This is a genomic window from Nocardia ignorata NBRC 108230, from assembly GCF_001612905.1.
GTDB classification, from domain to species: Bacteria; Actinomycetota; Actinomycetes; order Mycobacteriales; family Mycobacteriaceae; genus Nocardia; species Nocardia ignorata.
The window spans coordinates 31993-57214 of record NZ_BDBI01000013.1 but is presented as its reverse complement, the minus strand read 5'-3'; the positions used below and the strand labels follow the sequence as shown (position 1 = coordinate 57214).

The 25222-nt window shown below is 68.8% G+C and carries 22 protein-coding genes; 8 read left to right on the top strand and 14 right to left on the bottom strand.

The features are described 5' to 3' along the window. Positions 1–5: 5 nt before the first annotated feature. Entirely contained in the window at positions 6–1133 is a 1128-nt protein-coding gene (locus tag NI2_RS13400; protein WP_243749865.1) for a DUF5925 domain-containing protein, read from the top strand. Between the two features lie 9 nt (positions 1134–1142). Here NI2_RS13400 and NI2_RS13395 read toward each other — a convergent pair whose 3' ends face one another. Both NI2_RS13395 and NI2_RS13390 read right to left on the bottom strand, forming a co-directional pair. Continuing rightward, entirely contained in the window at positions 1143–2414 is a 1272-nt protein-coding gene (locus NI2_RS13395; protein WP_243749866.1) for an MFS transporter, read from the bottom strand. A 119-nt stretch (positions 2415–2533) separates the two neighbouring features. Next, positions 2534–3376, bottom strand: coding sequence for an NAD(P)H-binding protein (locus NI2_RS13390; RefSeq protein WP_067490560.1), 843 nt, complete (start codon positions 3374–3376; stop codon positions 2534–2536). An 81-nt stretch (positions 3377–3457) separates the two neighbouring features. On the opposite strand from NI2_RS13390, the gene NI2_RS13385 reads away from it, so the two are divergent. Together NI2_RS13385 and NI2_RS13380 are read left to right on the top strand one after the other, a co-directional pair. Continuing rightward, entirely contained in the window at positions 3458–4408 is a 951-nt protein-coding gene (locus NI2_RS13385) for an AraC family transcriptional regulator (RefSeq protein ID WP_067490661.1), read from the top strand. Positions 4409–4430: 22 nt separating this feature from the next. Continuing rightward, on the top strand, positions 4431–4847 hold the full coding sequence (locus NI2_RS13380; protein ID WP_067490558.1) for an acyl-CoA thioesterase: 417 nt from the start codon (positions 4431–4433) through the stop codon (positions 4845–4847). Between the two features lie 5 nt (positions 4848–4852). Here NI2_RS13380 and NI2_RS13375 read toward each other — a convergent pair whose 3' ends face one another. The 5 genes from NI2_RS13375 to pdhA form a co-directional block, all read right to left on the bottom strand. Then, a complete protein-coding gene (locus tag NI2_RS13375; RefSeq protein WP_067490556.1) occupies positions 4853–5656 on the bottom strand; it encodes an SDR family oxidoreductase in 804 nt (267 codons plus the stop codon). A 51-nt stretch (positions 5657–5707) separates the two neighbouring features. Beyond that, complete coding sequence (locus NI2_RS13370; protein WP_067490553.1) at positions 5708–7066, bottom strand: uracil-xanthine permease family protein; 1359 nt, start codon at positions 7064–7066, stop codon at positions 5708–5710. Between the two features lie 108 nt (positions 7067–7174). Then, a complete protein-coding gene (locus NI2_RS13365) occupies positions 7175–8503 on the bottom strand; it encodes a dihydrolipoamide acetyltransferase family protein (protein ID WP_067490550.1) in 1329 nt (442 codons plus the stop codon). Then, positions 8500–9474, bottom strand: a complete 975-nt coding sequence (locus NI2_RS13360) for an alpha-ketoacid dehydrogenase subunit beta (RefSeq protein ID WP_067490548.1) — start codon at positions 9472–9474, stop codon at positions 8500–8502. Before NI2_RS13360 ends, NI2_RS13365 begins: the two co-directional genes overlap by 4 nt. Then, positions 9471–10553, bottom strand: coding sequence for a pyruvate dehydrogenase (acetyl-transferring) E1 component subunit alpha (gene pdhA, locus NI2_RS13355; RefSeq protein ID WP_067490547.1), 1083 nt, complete (start codon positions 10551–10553; stop codon positions 9471–9473). Before pdhA ends, NI2_RS13360 begins: the two co-directional genes overlap by 4 nt. A gap of 171 nt (positions 10554–10724) precedes the next feature. Between pdhA and NI2_RS13350 the strand changes: the two genes are divergently transcribed. Further along, entirely contained in the window at positions 10725–11216 is a 492-nt protein-coding gene (locus tag NI2_RS13350; RefSeq protein WP_067490543.1) for an Lrp/AsnC family transcriptional regulator, read from the top strand. A 111-nt stretch (positions 11217–11327) separates the two neighbouring features. Here the strand turns inward: NI2_RS13350 and NI2_RS13345 are convergent, their stop codons facing one another. After that, positions 11328–12533: a benzoate/H(+) symporter BenE family transporter gene (locus NI2_RS13345; RefSeq protein ID WP_067490537.1), complete on the bottom strand. Its 1206-nt coding sequence runs from the start codon at positions 12531–12533 to the stop codon at positions 11328–11330. Positions 12534–12784: 251 nt separating this feature from the next. Between NI2_RS13345 and NI2_RS13340 the strand changes: the two genes are divergently transcribed. Then, positions 12785–13603, top strand: coding sequence for a sulfurtransferase (locus NI2_RS13340; protein WP_067490534.1), 819 nt, complete (start codon positions 12785–12787; stop codon positions 13601–13603). 15 nt (positions 13604–13618) lie between these two features. On the opposite strand, the gene NI2_RS13335 is transcribed toward NI2_RS13340, so the two are convergent. Together NI2_RS13335 and NI2_RS13330 are read right to left on the bottom strand one after the other, a co-directional pair. Then, positions 13619–14302, bottom strand: a complete 684-nt coding sequence (locus tag NI2_RS13335; protein ID WP_067490530.1) for an HNH endonuclease family protein — start codon at positions 14300–14302, stop codon at positions 13619–13621. 39 nt (positions 14303–14341) lie between these two features. Then, positions 14342–14704 (bottom strand): hypothetical protein, encoded by a 363-nt coding sequence (locus NI2_RS13330; RefSeq protein WP_067490527.1) that lies wholly within the window; start codon positions 14702–14704, stop codon positions 14342–14344. A gap of 196 nt (positions 14705–14900) precedes the next feature. On the opposite strand from NI2_RS13330, the gene NI2_RS13325 reads away from it, so the two are divergent. After that, a complete protein-coding gene (locus NI2_RS13325) occupies positions 14901–17696 on the top strand; it encodes a DEAD/DEAH box helicase (protein ID WP_443093640.1) in 2796 nt (931 codons plus the stop codon). Further along, positions 17696–18445: an SWIM zinc finger family protein gene (locus tag NI2_RS13320; protein WP_067490516.1), complete on the top strand. Its 750-nt coding sequence runs from the start codon at positions 17696–17698 to the stop codon at positions 18443–18445. The genes NI2_RS13325 and NI2_RS13320 overlap by 1 nt, the downstream gene beginning before the upstream one ends. Before the next feature lie 45 nt (positions 18446–18490). Here the strand turns inward: NI2_RS13320 and NI2_RS13315 are convergent, their stop codons facing one another. The 3 genes from NI2_RS13315 to icmF all read right to left on the bottom strand — a co-directional run bounded on the left by NI2_RS13315 (position 18491) and on the right by icmF (position 23291). Continuing rightward, positions 18491–18898, bottom strand: a complete 408-nt coding sequence (locus NI2_RS13315; protein ID WP_067490513.1) for a DUF3224 domain-containing protein — start codon at positions 18896–18898, stop codon at positions 18491–18493. Positions 18899–18933: 35 nt separating this feature from the next. Beyond that, positions 18934–19998, bottom strand: a complete 1065-nt coding sequence (locus NI2_RS13310; protein WP_067490510.1) for an amidohydrolase family protein — start codon at positions 19996–19998, stop codon at positions 18934–18936. 77 nt (positions 19999–20075) lie between these two features. Further along, the gene (icmF, locus tag NI2_RS13305; protein WP_243749868.1) at positions 20076–23291 is read right to left on the bottom strand and encodes a fused isobutyryl-CoA mutase/GTPase IcmF; all 3216 of its coding nucleotides are present in this window, start codon (positions 23289–23291) and stop codon (positions 20076–20078) included. A 115-nt stretch (positions 23292–23406) separates the two neighbouring features. On the opposite strand from icmF, the gene NI2_RS13300 reads away from it, so the two are divergent. Further along, positions 23407–24366, top strand: a complete 960-nt coding sequence (locus tag NI2_RS13300) for a DUF2157 domain-containing protein (protein WP_067490500.1) — start codon at positions 23407–23409, stop codon at positions 24364–24366. Positions 24367–24390: 24 nt separating this feature from the next. On the opposite strand, the gene NI2_RS13295 is transcribed toward NI2_RS13300, so the two are convergent. Then, positions 24391–25179, bottom strand: a complete 789-nt coding sequence (locus NI2_RS13295) for an NAD(P)H-dependent oxidoreductase (RefSeq protein ID WP_067490497.1) — start codon at positions 25177–25179, stop codon at positions 24391–24393. Positions 25180–25222 lie beyond the last annotated feature (43 nt).

Genomic DNA, 25222 nt, shown 5'->3' with positions numbered 1-25222 from the left:
GCGCGGTGTCCACACCTATCGACCAGCTCCGGGAACCGTCGCGGGAGACGGGCGAGCCGTTTCCGTGGTCGGCGGCCATCGATTCGACCTATTCCACCCGCGACGCCATCGACGCGCTCGCGCTCGCCCCGTTCCTGCGCGGCGAGCAGCCCTTCGCCCGGCAGGCGCATCTCGACCGGGTCCATCCCGACGCGCCGTTGCGGCCCGAGGGGTCGACGATCCTGCGCTCGGTCTTCGACGACGACAGCAGTGCGATGCTGGCCGCCGGGGCCGGCTGGTCGCTGCGGGCGGTGCGCTGGGCGGGCGGCTCGGCGACGGTCGAGGTGACCGCCGCCAGCGATGAGCTCGCCGTCGAGGTGCTCGCGCGCGCCACCGAGGGCGCGGCCCAGGCTCGCGATACCTCCTCGACGGTGGAAATGGGCTTCTGGCACATGGATGTGCGGCGGCCCGCGCGCAGGCGCCGCCAGATAGTCGCGCCCGCGTGGCCGGAGATCCGCGGCAACTACACCGCGCCGGCATCGGCGGCGTTCGACCGGCTGATGAGCCTGGGCAGCGACGACATCCGCGGCAGGCTCGTGCTGCTGCACGGCGAGCCTGGCACCGGGAAGACCACCGCCCTGCGGGCGCTCGCGCGGGCATGGGCGCCGTGGTGCCAGGTCGACTGCGTGGTCGACCCGGAGGAACTGTTCAGCAATCCCGGCTATCTGATGGAGGTGGCCGCGGGTGCCGACGGTGACGACGAGGACGGCCGCTGGCGCTTGCTGGTGCTTGAGGACTGCGACGAGCTGATTCGCGGCGAAGCCAAAGAAGCGGCGGGACAGAAGCTTTCGCGGCTGCTGAACCTCACCGACGGCATGCTCGGTTCGGGACGCAAGGTGCTCTTCGCGATCACGACCAACGAGGACCTGTCCCGCTTGCACCCGGCCGTCGTGCGGCCCGGGCGGTGTCTCGCGCAGCTCGAGGTGGGCAGGCTCTCGCCCGAGGAGGCGACGCGGTGGCTCGTCCGCCAGGACCATGCCGCCACCCACTTCCCCGACGGCGCCACGCTCGCGGAACTGGTGGCCCATCGTGACGGTGGAATTCAGATCCGCTCGACGGTCGAGCGAACGACCGAGGTCGGTATGTACCTGTAGGGCTCGCCCTCAGCGATGGACGACGGAGGCGGCCGCCGCGCAGGCGAGGGTGAGGACGAGGGGGACGATCAGCGCTACGGTGAGCGGGATGATCGCGGTGAGCCAGCCGATCACCGCCGGGCCCGCGAGCAAGCCGAGGTAGCCGATGGTGAAGACACGCGACATCTCGGTGGCCGCCTTCGGCCCGCCCAGATTTCCGGCCGCCGTGAAGATCTGAGGTACGCCACCCGCGAGCCCGAGACCGCACATCGCCCAGCCGACCAGCGACAACGGCAGCCAGGGTGAGACGATCACGACCGCGAAACCGGCAGCGCACAACAAGCTTCCGTAGCGCAGCAGCGCCACCGGCCCGATCGCCCCGCTCACCCGGTCGGCCAGGAAACGGCCGATCGTCATGGTCGCGGAGAACGCGCCGAACGCCAGCGCCGCGTCGCCCTCGGACACGTCGAGGTGTTCGCGGACCTGCAGTGCGCTCCAATCGGCGGCCACACCTTCGGCCAGCAGCAGTACGAATGCGATCAGCCCGAGCCACAACACTTTCCGGTTCCGGTGCGATTGCCGCTCTGCGTCGTCCTCGTCTCGGGCCCGCTGCTCCCGGACTTCCGGGTTGATGCGCGATCCGGGAGCGCCGGTGAGATGCTCGGACGATGACGGTGGGAGGTCTTCGGCGGGAAGTGTCTCGTAGTGCTCGGGGTGGGAAGCGGGCTCGAGGTTGTGGGAGATGAGATGGGGGACAAGGGCCGCGGTGGTGACCAAGCCGAGAAGGCTCGCGGCGGTGAGCGTTACCTCGGGGGCGATGCCCGCGCGTTGGGTGGCGGCGCCGATGAGGGAGCCGACGAAACCGCCCGCCGAGAACATGGCGTGGAAGGCCGACATGATCGGGCGGCCGTACGCCCGTTCGACCAGCACCGCCTGCGCGTTCATCGACACATCGAGCGCTCCGTTGCCGAAACCGAAGCAGGCCAACGCGATCGCCAAGGTAACCGGCCCGGTCGCCAGACCCGGCCCGACGATCGTCACCGAGATCGCCGACGCGGCCAGCGCCACCAGCGTCCGGCTGCCGAGCCGGTCGGCGGCGGGGCCCGCCAGCCGCATCCCGATCAGCGCCGTCCCGGCGAGCAACAACACGAACATCCCGAGCGTCGAGGCCGACACCTCGGTCCGGTCGGTGATCGCCGGAATATGCACCACCCACATCGCGAGCAGCGCCCCGTTCAGCGTGAAAGCGCCGAACACCGCCCCCCTGGCCGACCGCAGCCGACGATCAATCGCTGGCGTCACCCCATCGACGCTACCGGCCACCCGTCGGACCCTTCCCGGATTCAAGATCACCACGCTCTGGTTGCGGCGTTTCGCGGGAGGGACGCGCCACCAGAGCGTGGTGATCAATCGTCCAGGATTTACCGCGGGGTCCAGACCCCGGTGGCGGCGGCCTCCTCGGCGTATTCGGTGAAGTCGCGGGGTGCGCGGCCGAGGGCGCGCTGGACTCCGTCGGCGGTGGCGGAGTTGCGGCCGTCGAGGATGGTCCCGAACAGGTAGTCGAGCAGCGCGACCTCGGGTTCGGGGAGGCCGAGTTCACCGAGGGCGGTGACGAATTCGGGCCGGGTGAGCGGCACGAAGGCGATCTCACGGCCGGTCGCCTCGGCCACCTCGGCGACGCCTTCGGCGAAGGTGAGCGCCCGGGGCCCGGTGAGTTCGTAGACCTCGCCCGCGTGGCGAGCATCGGTGAGGGCGGCGACGGCCGCCTCGGCGATGTCGTCGGCGTGCACGAACGGCTCGGGCACATCGCCGTTGGGCAGTGCGACCACACCGGCGAGGACATCGCCGACGAAGGCGCTCTCACTGAAGTTCTGGGCGAAGAAACTGCAGCGCACCACGGTCCAGGCGAGCCCGGACTCACGCACTGCCGCTTCGCATTCCAGGGCTTCGGGCTCGCCGCGGCCGGACAGCAACACCACCGAGCCGACGCCGGCCGCGCGCGCGGCGGCGGTGAACGCGCGAATGGTGTCCGGTGCGCCGGGGACGGCGAGGTCGGGCTGGAAGGCGAGGTAGATCGCGGTGACTCCGGCCAGGGCGGGGCCCCAGGTGTCGCGGTCGGTCCAGTCGAAGGGGATCTCGGCGGTGCGCGAACCGCGTCGCACCGAATGACCCGCCGCGTCCAGGAGGGCGGCGACGCGGCCGCCGGTCTTGCCGTTGGCGCCAGTGACGAGGAAAAGAGGCTGGTGAGCAGCGGTTTTTGTCATGAGATAAGTACACCGTCCACAGCTGTGCGTCACCATCGTCGGAACGCTCGCCGACATGCGCCGTCGTCTACTGTGAAAGATGTGGATGCGTTAGCCGGTCTGCTCGAGGGCCCACGTGCACGCGGTGCGTTTCTGATGTGCTCGCTGCTCGACCCGCCGTGGTCGCTGCGGGTCCAGGATCAGGCACCGTTGACGGTGCTCGCCATGATTCGCGGAAAGGGCTGGGTGAGTACGGAATCCGGTTCGCCGCAGCAGGTCGGCGCCGGTGATGTGGTGATCTTCCGTGGGCCGCAACCGTATACGGTGTCCGACGATCCGGCGACCGAGCCGCAGATCATCGTCCAGCCGAAGCAGGTGACGACTACGCCAGACGGTGAAATCCTCTGCGAGACACTGACTCTCGGTGTCCGGCAGTGGGGGACCGACCCCGACGGCGAGACGCTGATGGTCACCGGGACCTACGAGTCCGCCGGTGCCGTGAGCACCCGGTTGCTGCGCGCCCTGCCGCAGGTCGCGGTCCTACCGCGTGGCGACCTGGATTCCCGGCTGCTCGACCTGCTCGTCGACGAGGCGACCAGGGACCGCCCCGCCCAGGGCGCCGTCCTCGACCGCCTCCTCGACCTGCTGCTCATCGCCGCCCTGCGGGCCTGGTTCGCCCGCGACGACGCGCCCGCCTGGTACCACGCCTACAGCGACCCGCTGGTCGGCAAGGCGCTGCGGCTGCTGCAACACAACCCGGCGCACCCGTGGACCGTGGTCGCGCTGGCCGACGCGGTCGGCATGTCGCGGGCCGCGCTCGCGCGCCGGTTCACCGAACTGGTCGGCGAACCGCCCATGACCTTCCTGACCGAATGGCGGTTGTCGCTGGCCGCCGACCTGCTCGCCGAAACCGATTCGACCGTGGAATCCATCGCCCGCCAGGTCGGCTACGGCAGTGCGTTCGCCCTGAGTACCGCCTTCAAGCGGCACTTCGGGGTGAGTCCGCGTGACCACCGGCAGGGTGGGGGAGCGGCTTTGTCGTCGTCGGCCTGAACCGGGCTGGCATCATGACGGCATGGATTACCCCGTGCTGTGGCCGATGCCGACCCGCTGGGCCGACAACGACCAGTACGGTCACGTCAACAACGTGACCTACTACTCCTACTTCGACACCGCGGTCAATGCCTGGCTCATGCGGGCCACCGGCACCGACATCACGGCGCTGCCCGCGCTCGGTGTGGTCGCCCAGACCTCGTGCCGGTTCCACGGCTCGGTCAGCTTCCCCGACCAGCTCCAGGTGGGGTTGCGCATCTCCCGGCTCGGCAAGTCGAGCATCACCTACGACCTGGCGATCTTCCGGGAAACCGACGGTGGTCTCGAGCTGGCGGCCACCGGCGATTTCGTGCACGTCTACGTCGACACCGAGACACGCAAGCCGGTGCCGATCCCCGAAGTGGTGCGGGCGGCCGCCGCGGAACTCGTGACCGAGTAAGAGTCCTACCCGCGCAATGCTTCCTGGAAGCGGCGCATGCCCGCGATCCATCGGTCGTAGTCGGCGCCCTTGTTGCGATACATCTGCAGTACCTCGGGGTGCGGCAGGATCAGGAAGTGTTCGGCGGCCATCGCCTCGATGACGGTGTCGGCGACCTCCTCGGCCGACAGCACCGCGCCCGCGGTCTTCACCGCCTTGATCGCGAAGGCCGCCGCGTCGGGGTTCTCCGGGATGAGGTCGCCGCTGAGCAGCCGCGTGTCCACGCCCATCGGGCACAGGCAGCTCACGCGAACGCCCTTGTCGCCGTAGGTGATCGACAGCCACTCGGCGAACGCGACCGCCGCGTGCTTGGTCACCGAGTACGGTGCCGAACCCAGCTGGGTGAGCAGGCCCGCCGCCGACGCGGTGGAGACGAAGTACCCTTCGCCACGTTCGACCCAGCCCGGCACGAGCAGCTTCGCGGCCCGCACATGCGCCATCACATTCACATCGATCGCGGCGGCCCACTGGTCCTCGGTGCTGTCGAGGCCGGGTCCACCGCCGATTCCGGCATTCGCGAAATACAGGTCCACCGGGCCGAATTCGCGTTCGGCGGTGGCGATGAGCTGCGCGACCACCTGTTCGTCGGCCACGTCGCCACCGACTGCTGTCGCCTTGTCGCCGAGATCGGCGGCCACCTTCGCCGCGCTGTCACCGTCGAGATCGGCGACGACGACCCGTGCGTCACCGGCGACCAGACGGGCGGCGAGCGCGGCACCGATGCCCGCACCCGCGCCGGTGACGATCGCGACCTTGCCTGCTGTCTCCATGCTCGCACCCTAACGGCGGTGCCGCCGGTCCCGCATCGGATCGCGGACGGTTCAGGTGGCGGCCACCGGCTCGCGGACCGGTTCGACGGGTGCCTTCGCGCTGCGGGCGAGGGTGCCGAGGACGGTGTGGTTGAAGGCCAGGTTCAGCAGGAAGGCGGTGGCCGCGCCGAGGGTGACACCGCTGTCCAGCAGGATCTGCGCCGAGGTGGGGAACTTGTCGAACATGTCCTTGGTGAAGACCGGCAGCAGACCGATGCCGATGGCGGTGGCCGCGATGGTCGCGTTCACCCGGTCGGTGAGGTCGGCTTGCAGCAACGTCCGCACACCGACCACGGCGACCGTCGCGAACAGGACCAGCCCCACGCCGCCGACCACCGGTTTCGGGATCACCGCCACCACTTCACCGATGCGGGGGACGAGGCCGAGCAGCACCAGGATCGCCCCGCTCACCGCGGTCACGTACCGGCTGTAGATCCTTGTCGTCGATACCGCGCCGACGTTCTGGTTGAAGATGGTGTCGATGAATGCGGTGAAGATGCCGCCGAGTACACCGGAGAGGCCGTCGCCGACCAGGCCGCGTGCGAGATCGCCTCTGCCGAGCGGTTTTCCGGTGATCTCGCTGATCGCCAGCATGCTCGCGGTCGACTCGGCGAACACCACCGCCATCACGATGCTCATCGCCACCACGGCGGTCACCGGGAACTGCGGTGACCCGAAGTGGAACGGTTGCGGAATGCCGATCCAGTCGGCGGCACCGACGCCCGTCGTCGAAATCAGCCCCATCGGCAGCGCGATCACGATGCCCGCGACCAGCGCGATGAGCACGCCCAGCTGCGACCACACGCCACGACCGAGGCACACGAACCCGACCGCGATCAGCACCACCGCCGCCGCCAACCCGATCGTGGACGGGGCCGCGAAGCTCGGCGCCTTCGGATCGCTGCCGATGATCAGGCCACCGGCCACCCCGATCAGTGACACACCGACCACCGTCAGCACGGTCCCGGTGACCAGCGGCGGAAAGAACCGCACCACCCGCGCGAACGGCCACGCCAGCGCCACACCGACCACGCCACCGATCAGCATCGACCCGTACACCGCGTCGAGCCCGTACTCCTTCGCGATCAGAATCATCGGATTGAGCCCGACGAACGTGGCCCCACACACGATCGGCAGTCTCGCCCCGGCCAGCTTCCCGACCCCGAGACTCTGCACCAGCGTGATGATGCCCGCCACCAGCAGATCAGCACTGATCAACAACCCGATCGTCGCTCTGTCCAGCCCCGCCGCCGCCCCGAAGACCAGGGGCACGGTGATACATCCGGTGTACATGATCAGGACGTGCTGCAGGCCGAAGGCCAGTTGCCGACCCAACGGCAACCGGGCGTCGACAGGATGTGCCTCGCTCATACACAGGTTGTAACCCCCGATTTTTACAGCGGGAGCGCACCGTGTTTCGCCTGCGTTGCGGGACTCGTATATTCCCCGATCCGGTCAGGACGGGGCGGTCTGGCCAGGTCAGACGCGGCTGAGGAGGGTGAGGGGGTCCTCGAGGAAGGTTGCGGTGGTGGCGAGGAAGCGGGCGCCCAGTTCGCCGTCGATCATGCGGTGGTCGAAGCTGAGGCCGAGGGTGGTTGTCCAGCGGACGGCTAGTTCGTCGCGGAATACCCAGGGGCGCTTGCGGATCGAGCCGAGGCAGAGGATGGCGGCTTCGCCGGGGTTGACCAGGGGGACGCCGGTGTCGACGCCGAAGACGCCGACGTTGGTGATGGTGAAGGTGCCGCCGAGGAGGTCGGCGGGGGTGGCGTTGCCGGAGCGGGCGGTGTCGGCGGCCCAGCTGATCTCGCGGCACAGTTCGCGCAGGCTCAGGGTTTGCGCGTCTTTGAGGTTCGGGACGAGCAGCCCACGGTCGGAGGCGACCGCGATGCCCAGGTTCACGTAGTGCTTGGTGACGATCTGCTGATTCTGCTCGTCCCAGGCGGCATTGACGCCGGGGTGTTCGGCGATGGCGGCCAGGGCGGCGCGCGCCACCAGGGCCAACGGGGTGAGCGTGAGTCCTTCGAACGACTTCGTGGTGCGCAGGTGGTCGAGCAGTTCCATCGAGGCCGTGCAGTCGACGGTGACGAAGGTGCTCGCCTGCGGAATGGTGCGGGCGCTGGCCAGCATCGCGGCGGCGGTGCGCTTGCGGATTCCGGTGACGGGCGTGCGTTCCTCGCGGGCCCTCGACTCGATGAGACCCGCGTCGTGACCGTTCTGCTGGGCGACAGCGGCGAGCTCGGCCCCGGGCTTGGCCCGCGGCCCGGTGACCGGCACGGCCGAGCGCACGTCCTCGACGGTTACCGCACCCTCGGGTCCCGAACCCGCGACGTACCACAGGTCTATCCCGAGCTCCTTGGCCAGCTTCCGGGCCGCGGGCGTGGCAGCGGCCCGGTGCGTGCTCGGCGTGGTGGATGCCATCGACGGTGTCGGCTTGCGCCGTCGTGAAGTGGCTTCGGCCTCGGGCCCGTACCCGACCAGCACGTCCCTTCGGTCCTCGGCGGTAGGCGGGTCGGTGACCTCGAGATCGTTGCGTACCCGGATCAGCGGGGCGCCCACCGGCACCGTATCGCCGGGCGAGGCAAGCAATTCGACGACCGTCCCGGAGAACGGCGACGGCAGCGCGACCACCGCCTTGGCGGTCTCCACCTCGGCGATGGTCTGGTTCAGTTCCACCGTGTCGCCCACGTCGACGGCCCACGACACCAGATCGCCGTCGGCGAGGCCCTCACCCAGGTCGGGGAGACGGAATTCGAGCACGTGTCCGTCGTCGCCAGCTGGTTGCGGCACGGGCGCACCTTTCGTCGTCATGCGGCTAGGCATCGGTCGACCGCGGCGAGGATGCGATCGGAATCAGGCAGATGGTGCTTTTCGAGCTTAGCCGGGGGATAGGGGATGTCGTAGCCGCCTACACGCAGCACGGGCGCCTCGAGGTGATAGAAGCAGCGCTCGGTGATCCGCGCCGCGATCTCGGCGCCGAGCCCGGCGAACACCGGCGCCTCGTGCACGATCACCAGCCGTCCCGTCTTGTCGACGGATTCGGCGATGGTGTCGACATCCAGCGGGGACAGGCTGCGCAGATCGATCACCTCGATCGAGTTGCCTTCCTCACCAGCGATTTTCGCGGCTGTCAGTGCGGTGGCGACGGTGCCGCCGTAGGCGAGGACGGTGGCATCGGTGCCCTCGGTGAGCACACGCGCCTTGTGCAGTGGCAGGTCGGGTTCGCTGTGGAAGTCCACGTCCGCCTTGTCCCAGTACCGCCGCTTCGGCTCGAAGAAGACCACCGGATCGTCGAGCGAAATAGCCTGTCGGATCATGTGATACGCGTCGGCAGGCGTACTCGGCGACACCACACGCAGACCGGCGGTATGCGCGAAATACACCTCCGGTGACTCCGAATGGTGTTCGACGGCACCGATACCGCCGCCGAACGGAATGCGGATCGTCAACGGCGCCTTCACCTTTCCACCCGTCCGGTAGTGGATCTTGGCGACCTGCGACACGATCTGGTCGAACGCGGGGTAGACGAAACCGTCGAACTGGATCTCCACCACCGGCCGGTAACCGCGCAACGCCATACCGAAAGCCGTTCCAACGATGCCGGATTCGGCCAGGGGCGTATCGATGACGCGATTGTCGCCGAAATCCTTCTGGAGCGTGTCGGTCACCCGGAACACACCACCCAGCTTGCCGATGTCCTCGCCGAGCAACACCACCTTCGGCTCGTCTTCCATGGCGCGGCGCAGACCGGTGTTGAGAGCGGCGGCGAAGGTGGTGATCATGACTGCGCTCCTTCGGCGAGGTAGGCCGAGAACTGGTGTGCCTCTTCGGTGATCAGTGGGTGCTCGGTCGCGTAGACGTGGTCGAACATGTGGAGGGGGTCGGGGTCGGGCATCTGGAGTGTCGCGGTGCGCACCCGGTCGGCGACCTCGTCGGCCGCGCGCGCGACCGAGCGGGCGAATTCGTCGTCGAGCAGGCCCTCGCGTTCGAGCAGCAGCCGCACCCGCTCGATCGGATCGCGCCGTTCCCAGTACTCGATATCGGCGGCCGTGCGGTACCTGCTCGGATCGTCGGCGGTGGTGTGCGGGCCCATCCGGTAGGTGATCGCCTCGATGAAGGTGGGGCCGCCGCCGCTGCGGGCACGTTCGACCGCCTGGCGGGTGACGGCGAGCACGGCCAGCACATCGTTGCCGTCCACCTGCACACCGGGAATGCCGTACCCGTCGGCCCGGCGCACCAGCGGCACGTGACTCTGCACGGTGACCGGTTCGCTGATCGCCCACTGGTTGTTCTGGCAGAAGAACACCACCGGTGCGCTCCAGGTGGCGGCGAACCCGAGCGCCTCGGCGATATCGCCCTGACTGGTCGCGCCGTCGCCGAAGTAGGTGATGGTGGCGATATCGGCGCCGTCGAGGTGGGCGGCGTAGGCGTAACCGGTGGCGTGCAGGCCCTGTGAGCCGACGACGATATTGGCGTTGGTCATGTTCACCGCGTCGGGATCCCAGCAGTGGTGGGCCGCTCCGCGCCACAGCCGCGTCAGCTGCTCGGGCGGTACGCCACGGCAGTACGCCACCGCGGTCTCGCGGTACGAGCAGAAGATGTAGTCGTCGGGGTGCAGTGCGTGCACCGAACCGACCTGCGCCGCTTCTTGGCCGAGCATGGGTGGCCACAGGCCGAGCTGACCCTGGCGTTGCAGTGCGGTCGCCTCGAGATCGATCCGGCGGGTCACGACGAGGTCCCGGTAGAGGCCCCGCAATCGTTCGGCATCGATATCGGCGACCAGCGCGCCGTGTTCACGATCGAATACGCGACGTCCGTCCGGCTGGATCAACTGGACCGGGTAGGTCTGCTTCTCCGGCATCGAGATCGCCTCCTCTCCACCGCGCCTTGTGGGCCGATGCGGGTACGACTGATCGCTGAGTGCGATGTGTATCACACAGCATCCACGATACCGCCGCCTGCGCAAGTGAACGACACGTGACTGAGCAGAATGCACGTTGTACTGGGGTGACGCGCTGTCATACTGCGTTGTATGACCAGTCGCGAACCCGCCGTGACCCTCGACGCGACCGACGCGCGATTGCTGCGCGAACTGATCGTCAGCCCCCGGGCCACCGGGGTGGAACTGGCCGCCCGCCTCGGGCTGTCACGCAATACGGTGCAGGCGCGACTCGCGCGCTGGGACAGCGGTGGGGTGCTCGGCAGTTTCGAGCGCCGCGTGGAACCGCGGGCGCTCGGCTATCCGCTGGCAGCCTTCGTCGCGGTGGTCGTCGATCAGCACCAGCTGGATGCGGTGGTCGACGAGCTCGCCGACGTTCCGGAGGTCACCGAGGTCTGCGGCATGACCGGCGAAACCGACCTCACCGTCCGCATCGTGGCCCGCGACGCCGACGACCTGTACCGCATCGCGGGCGCCATCCTGAAGATCCCCGGCGTCGAACGCACGAACATGGCCCTCGTCATGCGCGAACTCGTCGGACCACGCACCGCACCCCTCCTCGACCGCCTCGCCGACCCGGACTGAGATCGACGGAACCTGCGGGGCAGGCTGTGGGCCCGGATTCACCTGACCCGGACTGAAGGCTCGGCGAAGCGCGCGGGTCCGGCGGTGAGGTCCGGATCGACCTCAGCGCACCTACTTCTGAGCTGGGAGTATGCGGCGGACGATGAGGCCGGCGAGCAGCGCCCAGAAGGCGCCGCCGATGCCGAGCAGGGTGGTGCCGGAGGCGGCCACCAGGAAAGTGACCAGGGCGGAGAGGCGGTCGCCCGGGTCGGTGAGGGCGGCGGCGAGGGAAGCGGCGAGGGTGGCCAGCAGGGCCAGGCCCGCGACGGTTTCGAGGGTGCCCGCCGGGGCGGCGGCGATGAGGGTGACCAGGGCGGCGGACGCCAGGCCGAGGACGAGGTAGGAGGCGCCCGCGGTGGCCGCAGCGATCCAGCGACGCTTCGGATCCGGGCTCGCGCTCGGGGCGGCCGCGAGAGCGGCGCTGATGGCGGCGAGGTTGATGGCATGACCGCCCGCCGGGGCGCCGAGGACGGTGCCGATCCCGGTGACGAGCATGGCAGGCGGCCACGGCACCTGGTAGTCGAAAGAACGCATCACGGCGACGCCGGGGATGTTCTGCGAGGCCATCGTGACGATGTAGAGCGGAACGGCGATGCCGATGATCGCTTGCCAATGCCATTGTGGGGCAGTCAGTTCCACGCTGGGGATCATGGCGGACAGGTCGAGGTGCCGGTCGGCGACCGCGATGTCGATGCCGGTGCCGACGGCCGCCGTCGCGAAGGCCACGAGCACCGCCCACTTCGGTGCGTATCGTTGCAGAACCAGCCACACCACGATCACCGGAACCACCACGGCGGGCGAGGTACGCAATGCCTGTACCGGAGCCAGGCACAGCGGAACGAGCACGCCGGCGAGCATGGCCTGCGCGATCGGCACCGGAATCGCCGCGACCAGGGAACCGAGACGCTGCCACAGGCCGGTGACGACGATCAGCACGCCCGTCACAGCGAACGCCGCGACCGCACCGGGCCATCCACCGGCCACCAGACCGGTACTCACCAGCAGCGCCGCGCCGGGTGTCGACCAGGCAAGGGTGATCGGAATCCGGTACCGGAAACTCAGCAGCAGGATGCCGATGCCCTGCGTGAAACACAGCACGAGCAGTCCCGACGCCGCCTGTGCCGGACTGGCCCCCACCGCCCGCAACCCGCTCAGCACCACCGCGAAGGAACTGGTGAACCCGACCAGCGCGGTCACCGCGCCCGCACCGAGCGGCTGACCTATCCCGGCCGGTTCCTCGGTGACATCGGACGACGAACTGGTGGAGACCTGCGACATTCGGCAAATCCTGCCCGACGGGTCTGGGAGCGTCACCGGCCAGTAGCGCGAAACTGGCCTGATCCGGCCCGCGGTGCCGGCCGCTCGATCACCACGCTCTGGCGGCGTGCGGCTCTCGGCCGTTGTCGCCACCGGAACGTGGTGATCATCTGTCCAGCCTCCGTCCGATGCACGGGGTGCCGTTTCGGGTGTGGGTGGGCGGGGAGTGCGTAGGGTGGCGGCGGGGGACGGACCGGGAGTGAGGAGTTGGCGTGGGTGCGGTGCTGATTTCGGCGGCCGAGCTTCGGGAGGAGCTGGCGGCGAACAAGATTCACCTGTTGGACGTGCGGTGGGCGCTCGGTGATCCGGACGGTCCACAGCACTATCTCGACGGGCACATTCCGGGCGCGGTGTTCGTCGACCTGGAGACCGAACTGGCCGCCGCACCGTCACCGGCTCGCGGCAGGCACCCATTGCCCGACCCCGGAACCTTCGAGAAGTGCGCCCGCAGCTGGGGGCTCGGCGCCGATGAGCCCGTGGTCGTCTACGACGCGACCGGTGGCATGGCGGCGGCCCGCGCGTGGTGGCTGTTGCGCTGGGCCGGTGTCGACAACGTGCGCATTCTCGACGGTGGGCTGCCCGCCTGGACCGCGTCCGGCGGGGAACTCGCGACCGGCGCCGAACCCGACCCGACCCCCGGTGACCTGGTTGTTCGCCCCGGCGCGCTGCCCGTGATCGATGCGGACGCCGCCGCGAAATGGTCGGGTGTCTTGCTCGATGCCCGCGCGGGCGAACGTTTCCGAGGCGAGGTGGAACCGGTCGATCCGCAGGCCGGTCACATTCCCGGCGCTGTCAGCGCACCGACCGCTGAAAACCTGTACCCCACAGGACATTTCCGCACCGCCGAGGAATTGTGCGAGCGCTTCGCCGAGTTCGGTGATGGACCGGTCGCGGTCTACTGCGGCTCCGGCGTCACCGCTGCACACGAAATCGCGGCCCTGGCCATCGCCGGGATCGACGCGGCCCTCTACCCGGGGTCGTGGTCGCAGTGGTCCAACGACCCGAAGCGCCCGGTGGCGACGGGCGCCTGACAGCGTCGGCATCCATCAAGGACACATGCGGGCGATGTCGTGGAGGGCGGCGTTGTCGGCGGCGGTGATCGGTAAGTCGTAGGCGACGGCGACGGTGAGGTACTTGGCGGCGTAGAAGCAGTGGTTGGGCCGGGCGGGTGGCAGCCATTCGCCCGGCGTGTCGTCGCCTTTGGACTGATTGGTCGCCTTGCTGGTGGCCAGCAGGTTGACGGCGACGTCGTTGGCGAAGCGCAGACGGCGTTCCGGTGGCCAGGCGTGGGCGCCCATGTCCCAGGCGGCGGCGAGCGGATAGACGTGGTCGATCTGGATGTCGCCGCCGTCGGACTTGCGGAAAGCGATGTCGGTGCCGGTGTAGGGGTCGGTGAGCACGCCCTCCACGACCACGCAGCGACCCCGGCGAACCACATCGCGTAGCTGGGCGGCCAGCACGTTGTTGCGGGTGTCGCAGCCGTCGTGACCGCCGGGTGCGTCGGTGTCGTCGGACCAGGCCGGACCGAACACACAACCCTGCCCGGCCTTGCAGCCGCGTTCGTACCCGCCGGGGTGCGGTCGTGCATCGATCACGTGCACCTGATCGAGCAGCGCGCTCACCTCTGCCCGCGTCGGACTACCCGGCGCGGGCGCGATCGGTTCGGGCGCCAGCACCCCGCAACCCGCGCACGCGAGCACCAGCAGGACCAGCCACGCGAGTCTCCCCATGCACAGGTTGTAGCCGACCCCACCGACAACTTCGCCGTACTACAACCAGGCGCGGGCCAGGATGTCGTCGGCCGCGAGCTCGGCGGCATGTGGTGGGAACCGGGTGGCCGCGATCGAGGAGATGTGGGTGCCGTCGTGGCCGATCAACCACGAACCACCCCGGTCCTCGCACTCGGCGATCTTGGCGAACACGGTGAGCAGGAAGGTGATGGAATCGCGCGGGTCGGCCGTGTGGGCCAGCCGCTGGGATTCACCGGGCCGGGACAGATCGATCCATACGCCGGACTGACCGTCCAGGCGCATGCCGACGATCTTCCCGGCATCGACGAACGTGAACTTGCGCCGCTCCCACGGGGTGGTGGGGGTGTAGCTCTGCTCGAGAACCTGGAGCAGAATCGTCATCGCTGCCCTCCGCACGCATTCAGGGGGTTCATCGGCCGAGCCGGTTCGTGGCCGGTTCGCCTGGGTGAGTATGCAGTTGTCGCCGGTGATCTTCCGGCCGTGACCAGGGAATATCCAAGTATGTTCCGTGGGAGCCCAGAAATCCAGAGCGATGGCCGAGCGCGGGGTGTCGGTGGCTCCTGCTTGGATGGCAACCATGCTGCACGGTCTGTGGTCCCCCGGTTCGGGCCTGCTGCTGTGGCACGACGGGCAGCCCGTTGCGGTGGGTTCGGTGCTCGGCGACATTCTCGAGCGCGCGCGGTTCCGGCACCGCGCCGAGGTGCTCGTCGTCGACGAGGCGGGCGCACCGGGTCGGGCCGAGGTCCGCGCGCACGCGCTCGCGCCGCCGACGGCCGCCGTCGTGCTGCGCAGCAGGCTGCCCCGCGAGCACATCTCCGGCGACCTGCGTTTCCTCGCGCACGTCGCCCGTGGCATCGAGCGCTGGGTGCGGGCCGGTCGGGTGGTGCCGCAGGTGGATCGCGCCGACGGGCAGTGGTGGGTGCGGTGGCGGCTGGTCGGCGGGCAACGGCAGCGGGCGTGGCTCGCCGAGCTGGCCACGGCCATGCCCGCCGCGCTGCGGGTGGCCGGGTCGCCCGCCGGGGTGCTCGAGGACCTGGTCACCGAACTCACCGACCCGATCGCCCGCGAATACCTGAGCCACCGTTCGATGACGCACCCGCTGCTGGCGGCGCTGATGAGCGACACCCCGCTCGACGAGGGCTCCTACCGGCTGGCCGAAACACTGTCGCAGTGGCGCGAGGGGTACGCCGCCGACGAACCCGAGCTGGTCCTTCGCCTGTGCGAACCCGACGGCGAATTCACCACCGACGACGACTCGGTGGCGCTGTGGCGACTGCAGGTGTGTCTGCGTCCGGTCGACGACGCACCGAAACCTGTTGTGCTCGACGATGATCCGGTCCTGGTACGCACCGCCGCCGAGAAGCTGGGCCAAGCCCGCAAAGCCTACCCGCGCCTGCGTGACCTGCCGACCGACCCGCGCGGCCTCGACCTCCTGCTCCCGACCCAGGTGGTCGCCGACCTGGTCGCCCACGGCGCGCATGCGCTACAGGAGGCCGGGATTCGCCTGCTGCTGCCGCGCGCCTGGAACATCGCCGAGCCGAGCATGCGCCTGCGGGTGAGCAGCCCGGCCGCCGCCGAATCCACCGTCGGCCTGAGCGGATTGCTCTCCTACCGTTGGGAATTGGCGCTCGGGGACATGGTGCTCACCCCGGCCGAGATGGAACGGCTGGTGCGCAGCAAATCCGATCTCGTCCAGCTGCGCGGCGAATGGGTGCAGGCCGACCACCGCGCGCTGGCGGCCGCCGCCCGGTACGTGGCGCTGCACGCCGACGACACCCCGATCACCCTGGCCGACATGATCGGCGAACTCGCCGCCGAACGGGTCGACAATGTGCCGGTCACCGAGGTCACCGCCGACGGCTGGGCGGCCGAACTGTTCACCGGACACGGCAATCCCGAGCCCGTTCCGGTGCCGATCGGTCTGAAAGCCCAGCTCCGCCCCTATCAGGAGCGCGGCCTGAGCTGGCTGGCCACCATGAGCCGGCTCGATTGCGGCGCGATCCTGGCCGACGACATGGGTCTCGGCAAGACCGTGCAGGTACTCGCGCTGCTCGTGCACGAACGCGAGGCCGTCGGTCCGGTAGGGCCGACGCTGCTGGTGTGCCCCATGTCGGTGGTCGGCAACTGGCAGCGCGAAACCGAACGTTTCGCACCCGACCTGCGCGTCCTCGTGCACCACGGGACCGATCGGCGCAAGGGCGCGGATTTCGCCGCCGCGGTCGCGGATGCGGACCTGGTCGTCACCACCTATGCCCTGCTCGCGCGCGATGCGGCGTTGCTGAGTGAACAGCACTGGGAACGGGTGGTTCTCGACGAGGCCCAGCACATCAAGAACGCGACCACCAGGCAGTCACGGGCCGCCCGCGCCTTGCGGGCCCGGCATCGGCTGGCGCTCACCGGAACGCCGGTGGAGAACCGGCTGGAAGAACTGCGTGCCCTGTTCGATTTCGCCATGCCCAAGCTGCTCGGCAGCCCGCAGTCCTTCCGTGCCCGCTTCGCGGTGCCCATCGAACGCGAACGCGACCAGCACGCCATCGACCGGTTGCGGCTCATCACCGAACCGTTCGTGCTGCGCAGGCTCAAAACCGATCCGGCGGTCATCAGCGATCTGCCAGAGAAACTCGAGATGACGGTGCGCGCCAACCTCACCGTCGAGCAGGCCGCGCTGTATCAGGCCGTGGTCGACGACATGCTGGAGAAGCTCGAAGACGCCAAGGGCATGGCACGCAAGGGTGCGGTGCTCGGCGCGCTGACCAGGCTCAAGCAGGTCTGCAACCATCCCGCGCACTTCCTCGGCGACGCCTCGCCCATCATGCGCCGCGGCGGGCATCGCTCGGGCAAGCTCGCTCTGGTGGAGGACATCCTCGACGCCGTCCTCGCCGACGGCGAGAAGGCCCTGCTGTTCACCCAATTCCGTGAGTTCGGCGACCTGATCCTGCCGTTCCTCACCGAACGGTTCGGCACCCCCATCCCGTTCCTGCACGGCGGGGTGACCAAGCAGCGTCGCGACGACATGGTCACCGGATTCCAAGCCGAGGGCGGCCCACCGTTGATGCTGCTCTCGCTCAAAGCGGGCGGGACAGGGCTGAACCTGACCGCCGCCAATCACGTGATCCACCTGGACCGCTGGTGGAACCCAGCCGTGGAGAACCAGGCCACCGACCGCGCGTTCCGCATCGGCCAGCAGCGCACGGTGCAGGTGCGCAAACTCGTCTGCGTCGACACCATCGAGGAGCGCATCGACGAAATGATCAGCGGCAAGAAGGCATTGGCCGATCTGGCCGTCGGGGCGGGGGAGAACTGGATCACCGAACTCGGCACCGACGAGTTGCGTGAACTGTTCACCCTCGGGGCCGAGGCGGTGGGTGACTGATGGCCGATTTCAGTCAGTTCGGTCCGCGCAAGCCGGTGCGCGGCGGTGCGCAGGCGCGCGGTGGTTTCGGTCGCACGTGGTGGGGAAAGTCGCTGCTCGAGGCGGTGGAGAAGGTGGCCGACGCGGGCAGGCTCTCGCGCGGCCGTACCTACGCGCGGGTCGGGCAGGTGGTGAACTATCGCGTGGAGCGCGGTGCGGTCACCGCCGAGGTGCAGGGCAGCCAGCCGAGCCCGTTCACCTCCGTGTTGTCGGTGCGGCCGCTGCGCGAGGAGGAGATCGAGCTGCTGCTGGCCGAGATCCGCGAAGCGCCCGGGATGCTCGCCGAAATCGCTTCGGGCGCGCTGCCACCGGCGCTCGGACCACACCTGCTGCCGACCACCGCCGCCGAACTGGACTTCTCCTGCACCTGCCCGGACATGGGCTGGCCGTGTAAGCATGTGGCCGCCGTCTGCTACCTGCTCGCCGAACGCCTCGACGAGCAGCCGGGTGAAATCCTCACCCTGCGCGGACTCGACCTCGACACCCTCATCGGTGGGGTCGAAAGGTCCACTCGCAGCGCTGATTCCGACGACCCCTACGGCGACCACCTCGCCCTCCCCGACCTGCCACGCATCGAATTCCACCCCGTCATCGAGGACCTCGACGCCATGGCCTTGCGCCGTGCCCTGCGCATGTCGGCCGAAGACGAGCAGACCGCCGCCACCGGCCTCCGCGAACTACGTTCCCTCTACGCCGAATTCGACGGCTGAGTTCAGCGGGTGCCACGGCGAGAGACGCGACCGGAATTACCGTCCTCAGGGCAGGTCGTACTCGAACCAGATGTGGTGGCCGCCGGTGGTGTCGACGTAGAGGGCGCCGGTGCCGGTGATGCCGGTGAGTTCGCCGGTGCCGCTACCGGGGACGATGTGGAAGAACTCGTCGGTCCGATCGGTGCCGCCGGTGGTAGCGGAATGGACGAAGTTGAACGCACCCGACCTGCCAGCCAGGCTGCCTTCGAAGGACTCCATGGCGATGTAGGTGCCCGCACCCGTCGACATGTCGAACGCCGAGGTGAACAGCGTCGCCGAGGTGCCCGTGATGTCGCCCGCGTAGACCTTGGTCATGTGGGCGATGCCGACCGGTAGGCCGGTGCTGATCGGCGGTTGCGGCTGCAGATCGGTCGGGTCGAAGGCGGTGAGTTCGAACGTGCCGGTCGTCTTCATTCCGTGATGCTAAACCGGGGCACCGACAAAACCCGTCACCCCAGGTCGATGCGGTAAACGCGAACAGCATTACCGCCGAATATCTTCCGCAGGTCATCGGTCGACGCACCGGCCTTGGTGAGTGCGGTCGCGACGGCGTCGACGGCCACGGGGAGGCTGGTGATCGGCTTGTCGACGGGAAAGTTCGAGCCCCAGATCAGCCGGTCGGGGCCGAACACCGACAGGGCGTGCGCGAGCATCGGACCCAGCCGGTCGGCGAGCACCGACACCTGGGTCGACAACCCGCGCGGCGGGACCGGGTGGCCGAGTACCGGCATCATCAGCCCGCTCACCTTGGCGACCACATTGGGCTGGGCGGCCAGATCGGTGATGTCGTCGCGCCAGCGGTCGAAGATGTCGCGACGCTCGCCCGCCGTCCTGCCGGTGTGTTTGCCGACCGGCCCGAAGACGCCCGCGGGGGTGGCGAGGTGGTCGAGGACGATCGTCACCTCGGGAAAGCGTTCGGCCAGCGCCGTCACCTCCGGCAGCTGACCCGAGTACAGCCACGCGTCGAAATTGAGCCCGCGCTCGGCGAGCTGACCGAAACCGTCGAGGAAGGCGGGCGCGGTGAGCAGTCCGTCGTGCGCGGCGAACGATTTCACCCCCGCATCGGGATGGTGGGCCACGTTGGCCCGGATCCCGCGCAGCAGCGGCGAGGCCGACTGATGCGCGTCGAGCGTGGGGCCGAGATCCGTGGCGGCGGGGTCGGCCGCGCCGACGATCGCGGCGAGCGCGGGTGTATCGACCCCGAACGGCAGGCTGGCCACCCAGCGCGTCTCGTCGGGCGCCGAGCCGGTCCACTCGGCCTCCACGTGCACGAGGCCGCGCACCGCGACCCCGCCCTGGTCGGTGCGGTAGTCGGCGGGCAGATATGGGCCGAGGTAGGCCGTGGGATCGCCGACGAACTGGAGGTCGCGGCGCGGGGTCAATTTCGCGGCCAGGTCGACCGGCAGCGGCACATACCGCAGCAGCTTGGCGTGCTTGCTGAACAGCCGAGGTGTCGTATGCGGATCCCACTGGTGGATATGCGCATCGATGATGTCGAGCCCGGTCAGATCCATGTACGTCCCATCGCCGCGCCGGCATTGCTCCGGGAATTGTCACACGTCGGCCGCGGCGATGGTCGCATTCGGTCGCCTCAGACGGTCCGCCGATACTGTCCGCCGACGGCGAAAAAGGTATCGGTGACCTGCTGCAAAGTGCATACCCGTGCCGCGTCCATCAGTACCTCGAAAATATTGCCGTCGGTGTGGGCGACCTCGGCCAGTCGGGCGAGCGCGCGATGGGATTCCTCGGCGTGCTCGGCGCGGAACTGTTGCACCCGCTCGAGCTGGGACCGTTTCTCGTCCTCGGTGGCGCGGGCCAATTCCACCGTCGGCGCGGCGGCCTCGCTTTCGGGGCCGCGGAAGGTGTTCACCCCGATGATCGGCAGCGTTCCGTCGTGTTTGCGCTGCTCGTAGCGCATCGACTCGTCCTGGATGCGGCCGCGCTGGTAACCGGTCTCCATGGCGCCGAGCACGCCGCCGCGTTCACTGATCCGCTCGAATTCCAGCAGCACCGCCTCTTCGACCAGGTCGGTGAGCTCGTCGATGATGAAACTGCCCTGCAGCGGATTCTCGTTCACCGCCAGCCCCCATTCCTTGGCGATGATGAGCTGAATCGCCAGCGCCCGGCGCACCGATTCCTCGGTGGGTGTGGTGACGGCTTCGTCGAAAGCGTTGGTGTGCAGGCTGTTGCAATTGTCGTAGACCGCGATCAGCGCCTGCAGGGTGGTGCGGATGTCGTTGAACTGCATTTCCTGGGCGTGCAGCGAACGACCGGAGGTCTGGATGTGGTACTTCAGTTTCTGCGCGCGTTCACCCGCGCCGTACCGGTCGCGCATGGCGACGGCCCAGATGCGCCGTGCCACCCGTCCGATGACCGAATACTCCGGGTCCATCCCGTTGGAGAAGAAGAACGACAGGTTCGGGGCGAATTCGTCGATCGCCAGTCCGCGCGCCAAATAGGTTTCCACGTAGGTGAATCCGTTGGCCAGGGTGAAGGCGAGCTGGCTGATCGGATTGGCACCGGCCTCGGCGATGTGATAGCCGGAGATGGACACCGAGTAGAAATTGCGCACATTGTTGCGGACGAACCACTCCTGCACATCGGCCATCATCCGCAGACTGAACTCGGTGGAGAACAGGCAGGTGTTCTGTCCCTGGTCCTCCTTGAGGATGTCGGCCTGCACGGTGCCGCGCACGGTGGACAGCGTGCGCGCCCTGATCTCGGCGGCCTCCTGCTCCGTCGGTTCCCGGCCTTCGGATTCGGTGAAGCGTCGCACCGCCTGGTCGATCGCCGCGTTGAGGAAGAACGCCAGAATCGTCGGAGCCGGGCCGTTGATGGTCATCGACACCGACGTCGTTGGTTCACACAGGTCGAAACCGTCGAACAGGGTGCGCATGTCGTCGATCGTCGCCACCGAGACACCCGAGGTGCCGACCTTGCCATAGATATCGGGCCGTTGCGCAGGTTCGTGGCCGTAAAGGGTCACCGAGTCGAAGGCCGTCGAGAGGCGAGTGGCCTCGGTGTGGGCACTGAGTGCCTTGAAGCGCCGGTTCGTGCGCGCCGGATCGCCCTCGCCCGCGAACATGCGGGTGGGGTCCTCGTTGTCGCGCTTGAACGGGAAAACGCCTGCGGTGAAGGGGAATCGGCCCGGCAGGTTCTCCTCGCGCAGGAAACGCAACAGTTCGCCCGCGTCGGTGTAGCGGGGCAGTGCTACCCGGGGAACGCTTGTGCCGGAGAGCGATTCGCGCCGCAACGGGGTGCGGATCTCACGGTCGCGTACCCGCACCACCTGCTCCTCGCCCCGATAACTTTCGGCCAGCGCGGGCCATTCGCCCAGCAGGGCCGCCGAGGCGGGCGACAGATCACCGGTGGCCGCCGCCAGCAGGTCGCCGACGGCGGTGTCGTCGGGCAGTTCCTCGTGTACCGCACGCAACCGCTGAACACGTTGTGCCGCAGCAACTTCCCGTGCCGTGTCCTGGTGGTAGGCGCGCACGGTCTCGGCGATCTCGGCCAGGTAGCGCACCCGTGACGGCGGGATGAGCTGGGCGAACCTGGTCGACACCTTCGTCTCCACCCGGGGCAGCGCGCCCGGCTCCACCGTGAGACCGTGCTCGGTCAGCCGGGTGAGCAGATGCTGGTAGAGCGCGGTGACACCGTCGTCGTCGAAAGTCGCCGCGCTGGTGCCGAAGACGGGCATGTCGGACGGGTCGGAACCGAATTCCGCACGGTTGCGGATCAATTGGCGCGCCACATCGCGCACCGCGTCGGCCGCGCCGCGGCGCTCGTACTTGTTCACCGCTACCACATCGGCGTAGTCGAGCATGTCGATCTTCTCGAGCTGGGAGGCGGCACCGAACTCCGGCGTCATCACATACAGCGCCACATCCACGTGGTCGACGATGCCGGCGTCACCCTGGCCGATGCCCGGCGTCTCGAGGATCACCAGGTCGAAGCCCGCTGCCCGGCACGCGGCGATCATGGTGTCGATGTCGTCGGGCAGTTCGTGATTGCCGCGCGTGGCCAGCGACCGGAAGTACACGTGTTCGCCGTCGAGTGCGTTCATGCGGATACGGTCACCGAGCAGGGCGCCACCGGCGCGGCGCCGGGTCGGGTCGACGGCGAGCACCGCGACACGCAGCTTGTCCTGCTGGTCGGTGCGCAACCGGCGCACCAATTCGTCGGTGAGCGAGGACTTTCCGGAGCCACCGGTGCCGGTGATCCCGAGAACCGGTACTTCGCGCGCGTCCGCCGCGGCAAGGATCGCGGCGCGATCGGTTTCGGGCAGAGCGCCCTGCTGCAGACAAGTGATGGTGCGGGCCAAGGCGATTCGATCGCCGGTGTAGAGGGCGTTCAGATCGGGGGCGACGGAGGCTCGGTCCACATCGCACAGCCGGATGAGCTCGTTGATCATGCCGGGCAGGCCGAGGCGCTGGCCGTCCTCGGGGGAGAAGATGCGCACGCCGCAGCGGGCGAGGCGTTCGATCTCCTCGGGGACGATCACACCGCCACCACCACCGAAGATGCGCACGTCGCCCGCCCCGGCCTCGCGCAGCGCCTCGGCCAGGTACTCGAAGAACTCGATGTGCCCGCCCTGATACGAGCTCACCGCCACACCCTGCACGTCCTCCTCGACCACCGCGTCGACGATCTCGCGCACCGACCGGTTGTGTCCGAGATGGATCACTTCCGCGCCTTGGGCCTGCAGGATGCGCCGCATGATGTTGATCGCCGCGTCGTGCCCGTCGAACAGGGCGGCCGAAGTCACGAACCGCACCGGATGGACAGGAACGTGCAATGAGGTGCTCATGACTTCCTCCGCCATTTTGTAGAACGCCCGATACTAGGACATCAAACTAATCCTACTGTGAACGGCGTCACGGCGAAAGGGGCCGGTTCGGGCACTCGGCCGACATACTCGACGGATGGTTCGCGAACACGGGGTGGGCGTGGCGTTGGAGCGGCTGGTCGCGGGCGGGGTCATCAGTGGTGACCAGCGCGACGCGGTGCTGCGAGCTGTCGAAGAACAGGAGCGGGCGGGTCGCGCGCCGACCGGGCGGGTGCTCGCCGAGATCGTCGCCTACCTCGGTGCCGGGCTCGTCGCGGCGGGCCTCGGGTTGTTCCTCGACCGGGCGTGGGCCGATGTCGCCGACACCGGGCGAGTGGTGTTGCTCGCCGTCGTCACCGGGTGTTCGCTCGGTGGCGCCGTGGTGCTGGCCGGTGGACGGCCCGGCTTGTTCCGCCGTGTGCCTATCGCCACGGCCGTACGAACCAGGCTCGCGTCGGCGCTGCTGGTACTGGCGGCGATGGCGACCAGCGGCACGGTGGCGATCGCGTTCGGTGAGCGCGGTGGCGATGCCGAGATCGCGGCGCTGTGCGCGGGGCTGCTGGTGGCGGCGCTCGGCTACCTGATGGTGCCGAGCCTGCTCGGGATGATCGCGATCGCCGGTTTCGGCGTCGCCACGATCGTCGAACTCACCGACGGGACGCACCGCTGGTTGTGGCAGGGCATCGCGCTCATGATCTTCGGGGCCGTCTGGTTCGGGCTCGCCTGGGCGCGGCTGCTCGTCCTCGACTGGGCCGGATTCCTGCTCGGTGGGCTTATCGCGACAACAGGCGCGCAATCGGTGACCATCGGCGAATCTCTTTGGCGTCCCATGCTCACCGGCTTCGTCGGCGTGATCTTTCTCGGCGCGTACCTGCTCCGGCGCGAACCGGTCCTCGTCCTCGGCGGTTCCGCGTGCATCGCGATCGGCGTCGGTCAGGTGGTCGCCGACAACACGTCAGGCGGCCCAGCCGTCGCCAGCGTCGTCCTGGCCGTCGGCGCGATCGTCCTGACCGGCGGCCTGATCGCCACCGTCGTCGGGCCGAAACATCCGCGCTGATTTACACATCGCTCAAGGGTTCGGTCAGCAAGCCCGGCGGGATTCGCTGTCGAGGCGGTGGATCCCGAGGCCGGACCCGCCCGGGTGCTCGGCCGGGCGCAGGTTCCAGTCGCCGTCGTAGTCGCCGCTGTCCTGGTGGCGGTAGGGGATGGGCGGTGTCGTCGGCAGGGCTAGCAGCCGGGCGCGCAGGTCGGCGGTGATGGCGGCGAAGCGTTCGTGGTTCACCCGGTTGGTGCCGGGGATGATCACCGGCTCGATCACCTCCATGCCGGTGTAGAAGAAAGTGCCGTGGAGCAGGGGGAAGAGGACTTCCGTGAGATCGCCGTGGATGCCGCGCGGTCCCAGCCCGGCATGGGCGCCGACCGATACCACCGCCGTGGCGCGCTTGCCTGCCAGGCCGCCGTCACCGTAGCGGCGGGTGCGACCGGATTCGGGACCACGCACCCCGTACGCGTAACCCTGTACCAGCACGCGGTCCAACCAGCCCTTCATGATCGCGGGCATCCCGTACCACCACAGCGGGAAATGCAGCACCACGGTGTCGGCCCAGGCCAGCTTCGCGTGCTCGGCGCGGATGTCGGCGGCCAGCCGCCCGGTGCGCAGGGCCGCTTCGGATTCGTCGGCCACGTCCAGCCGCTCGACGCCGTCATGCGCGAAGTCCTCGGCCGTCACCACGGGGTTCCAGTTCATGGCGTAGAGATCGGATTCGATCACCTCGTGCCCGGCCTCGCGCAGTGCGGCGATCCCGGCGGTGCGCAGCTGCGCGGTCAGCGATCGCGGTTCCGGATGGGCGAACACCCACAGCACTCGCATCGGTCGCAGTCCTTTCGGTAGCTCGTTCGTCCTTCTCAGGCTG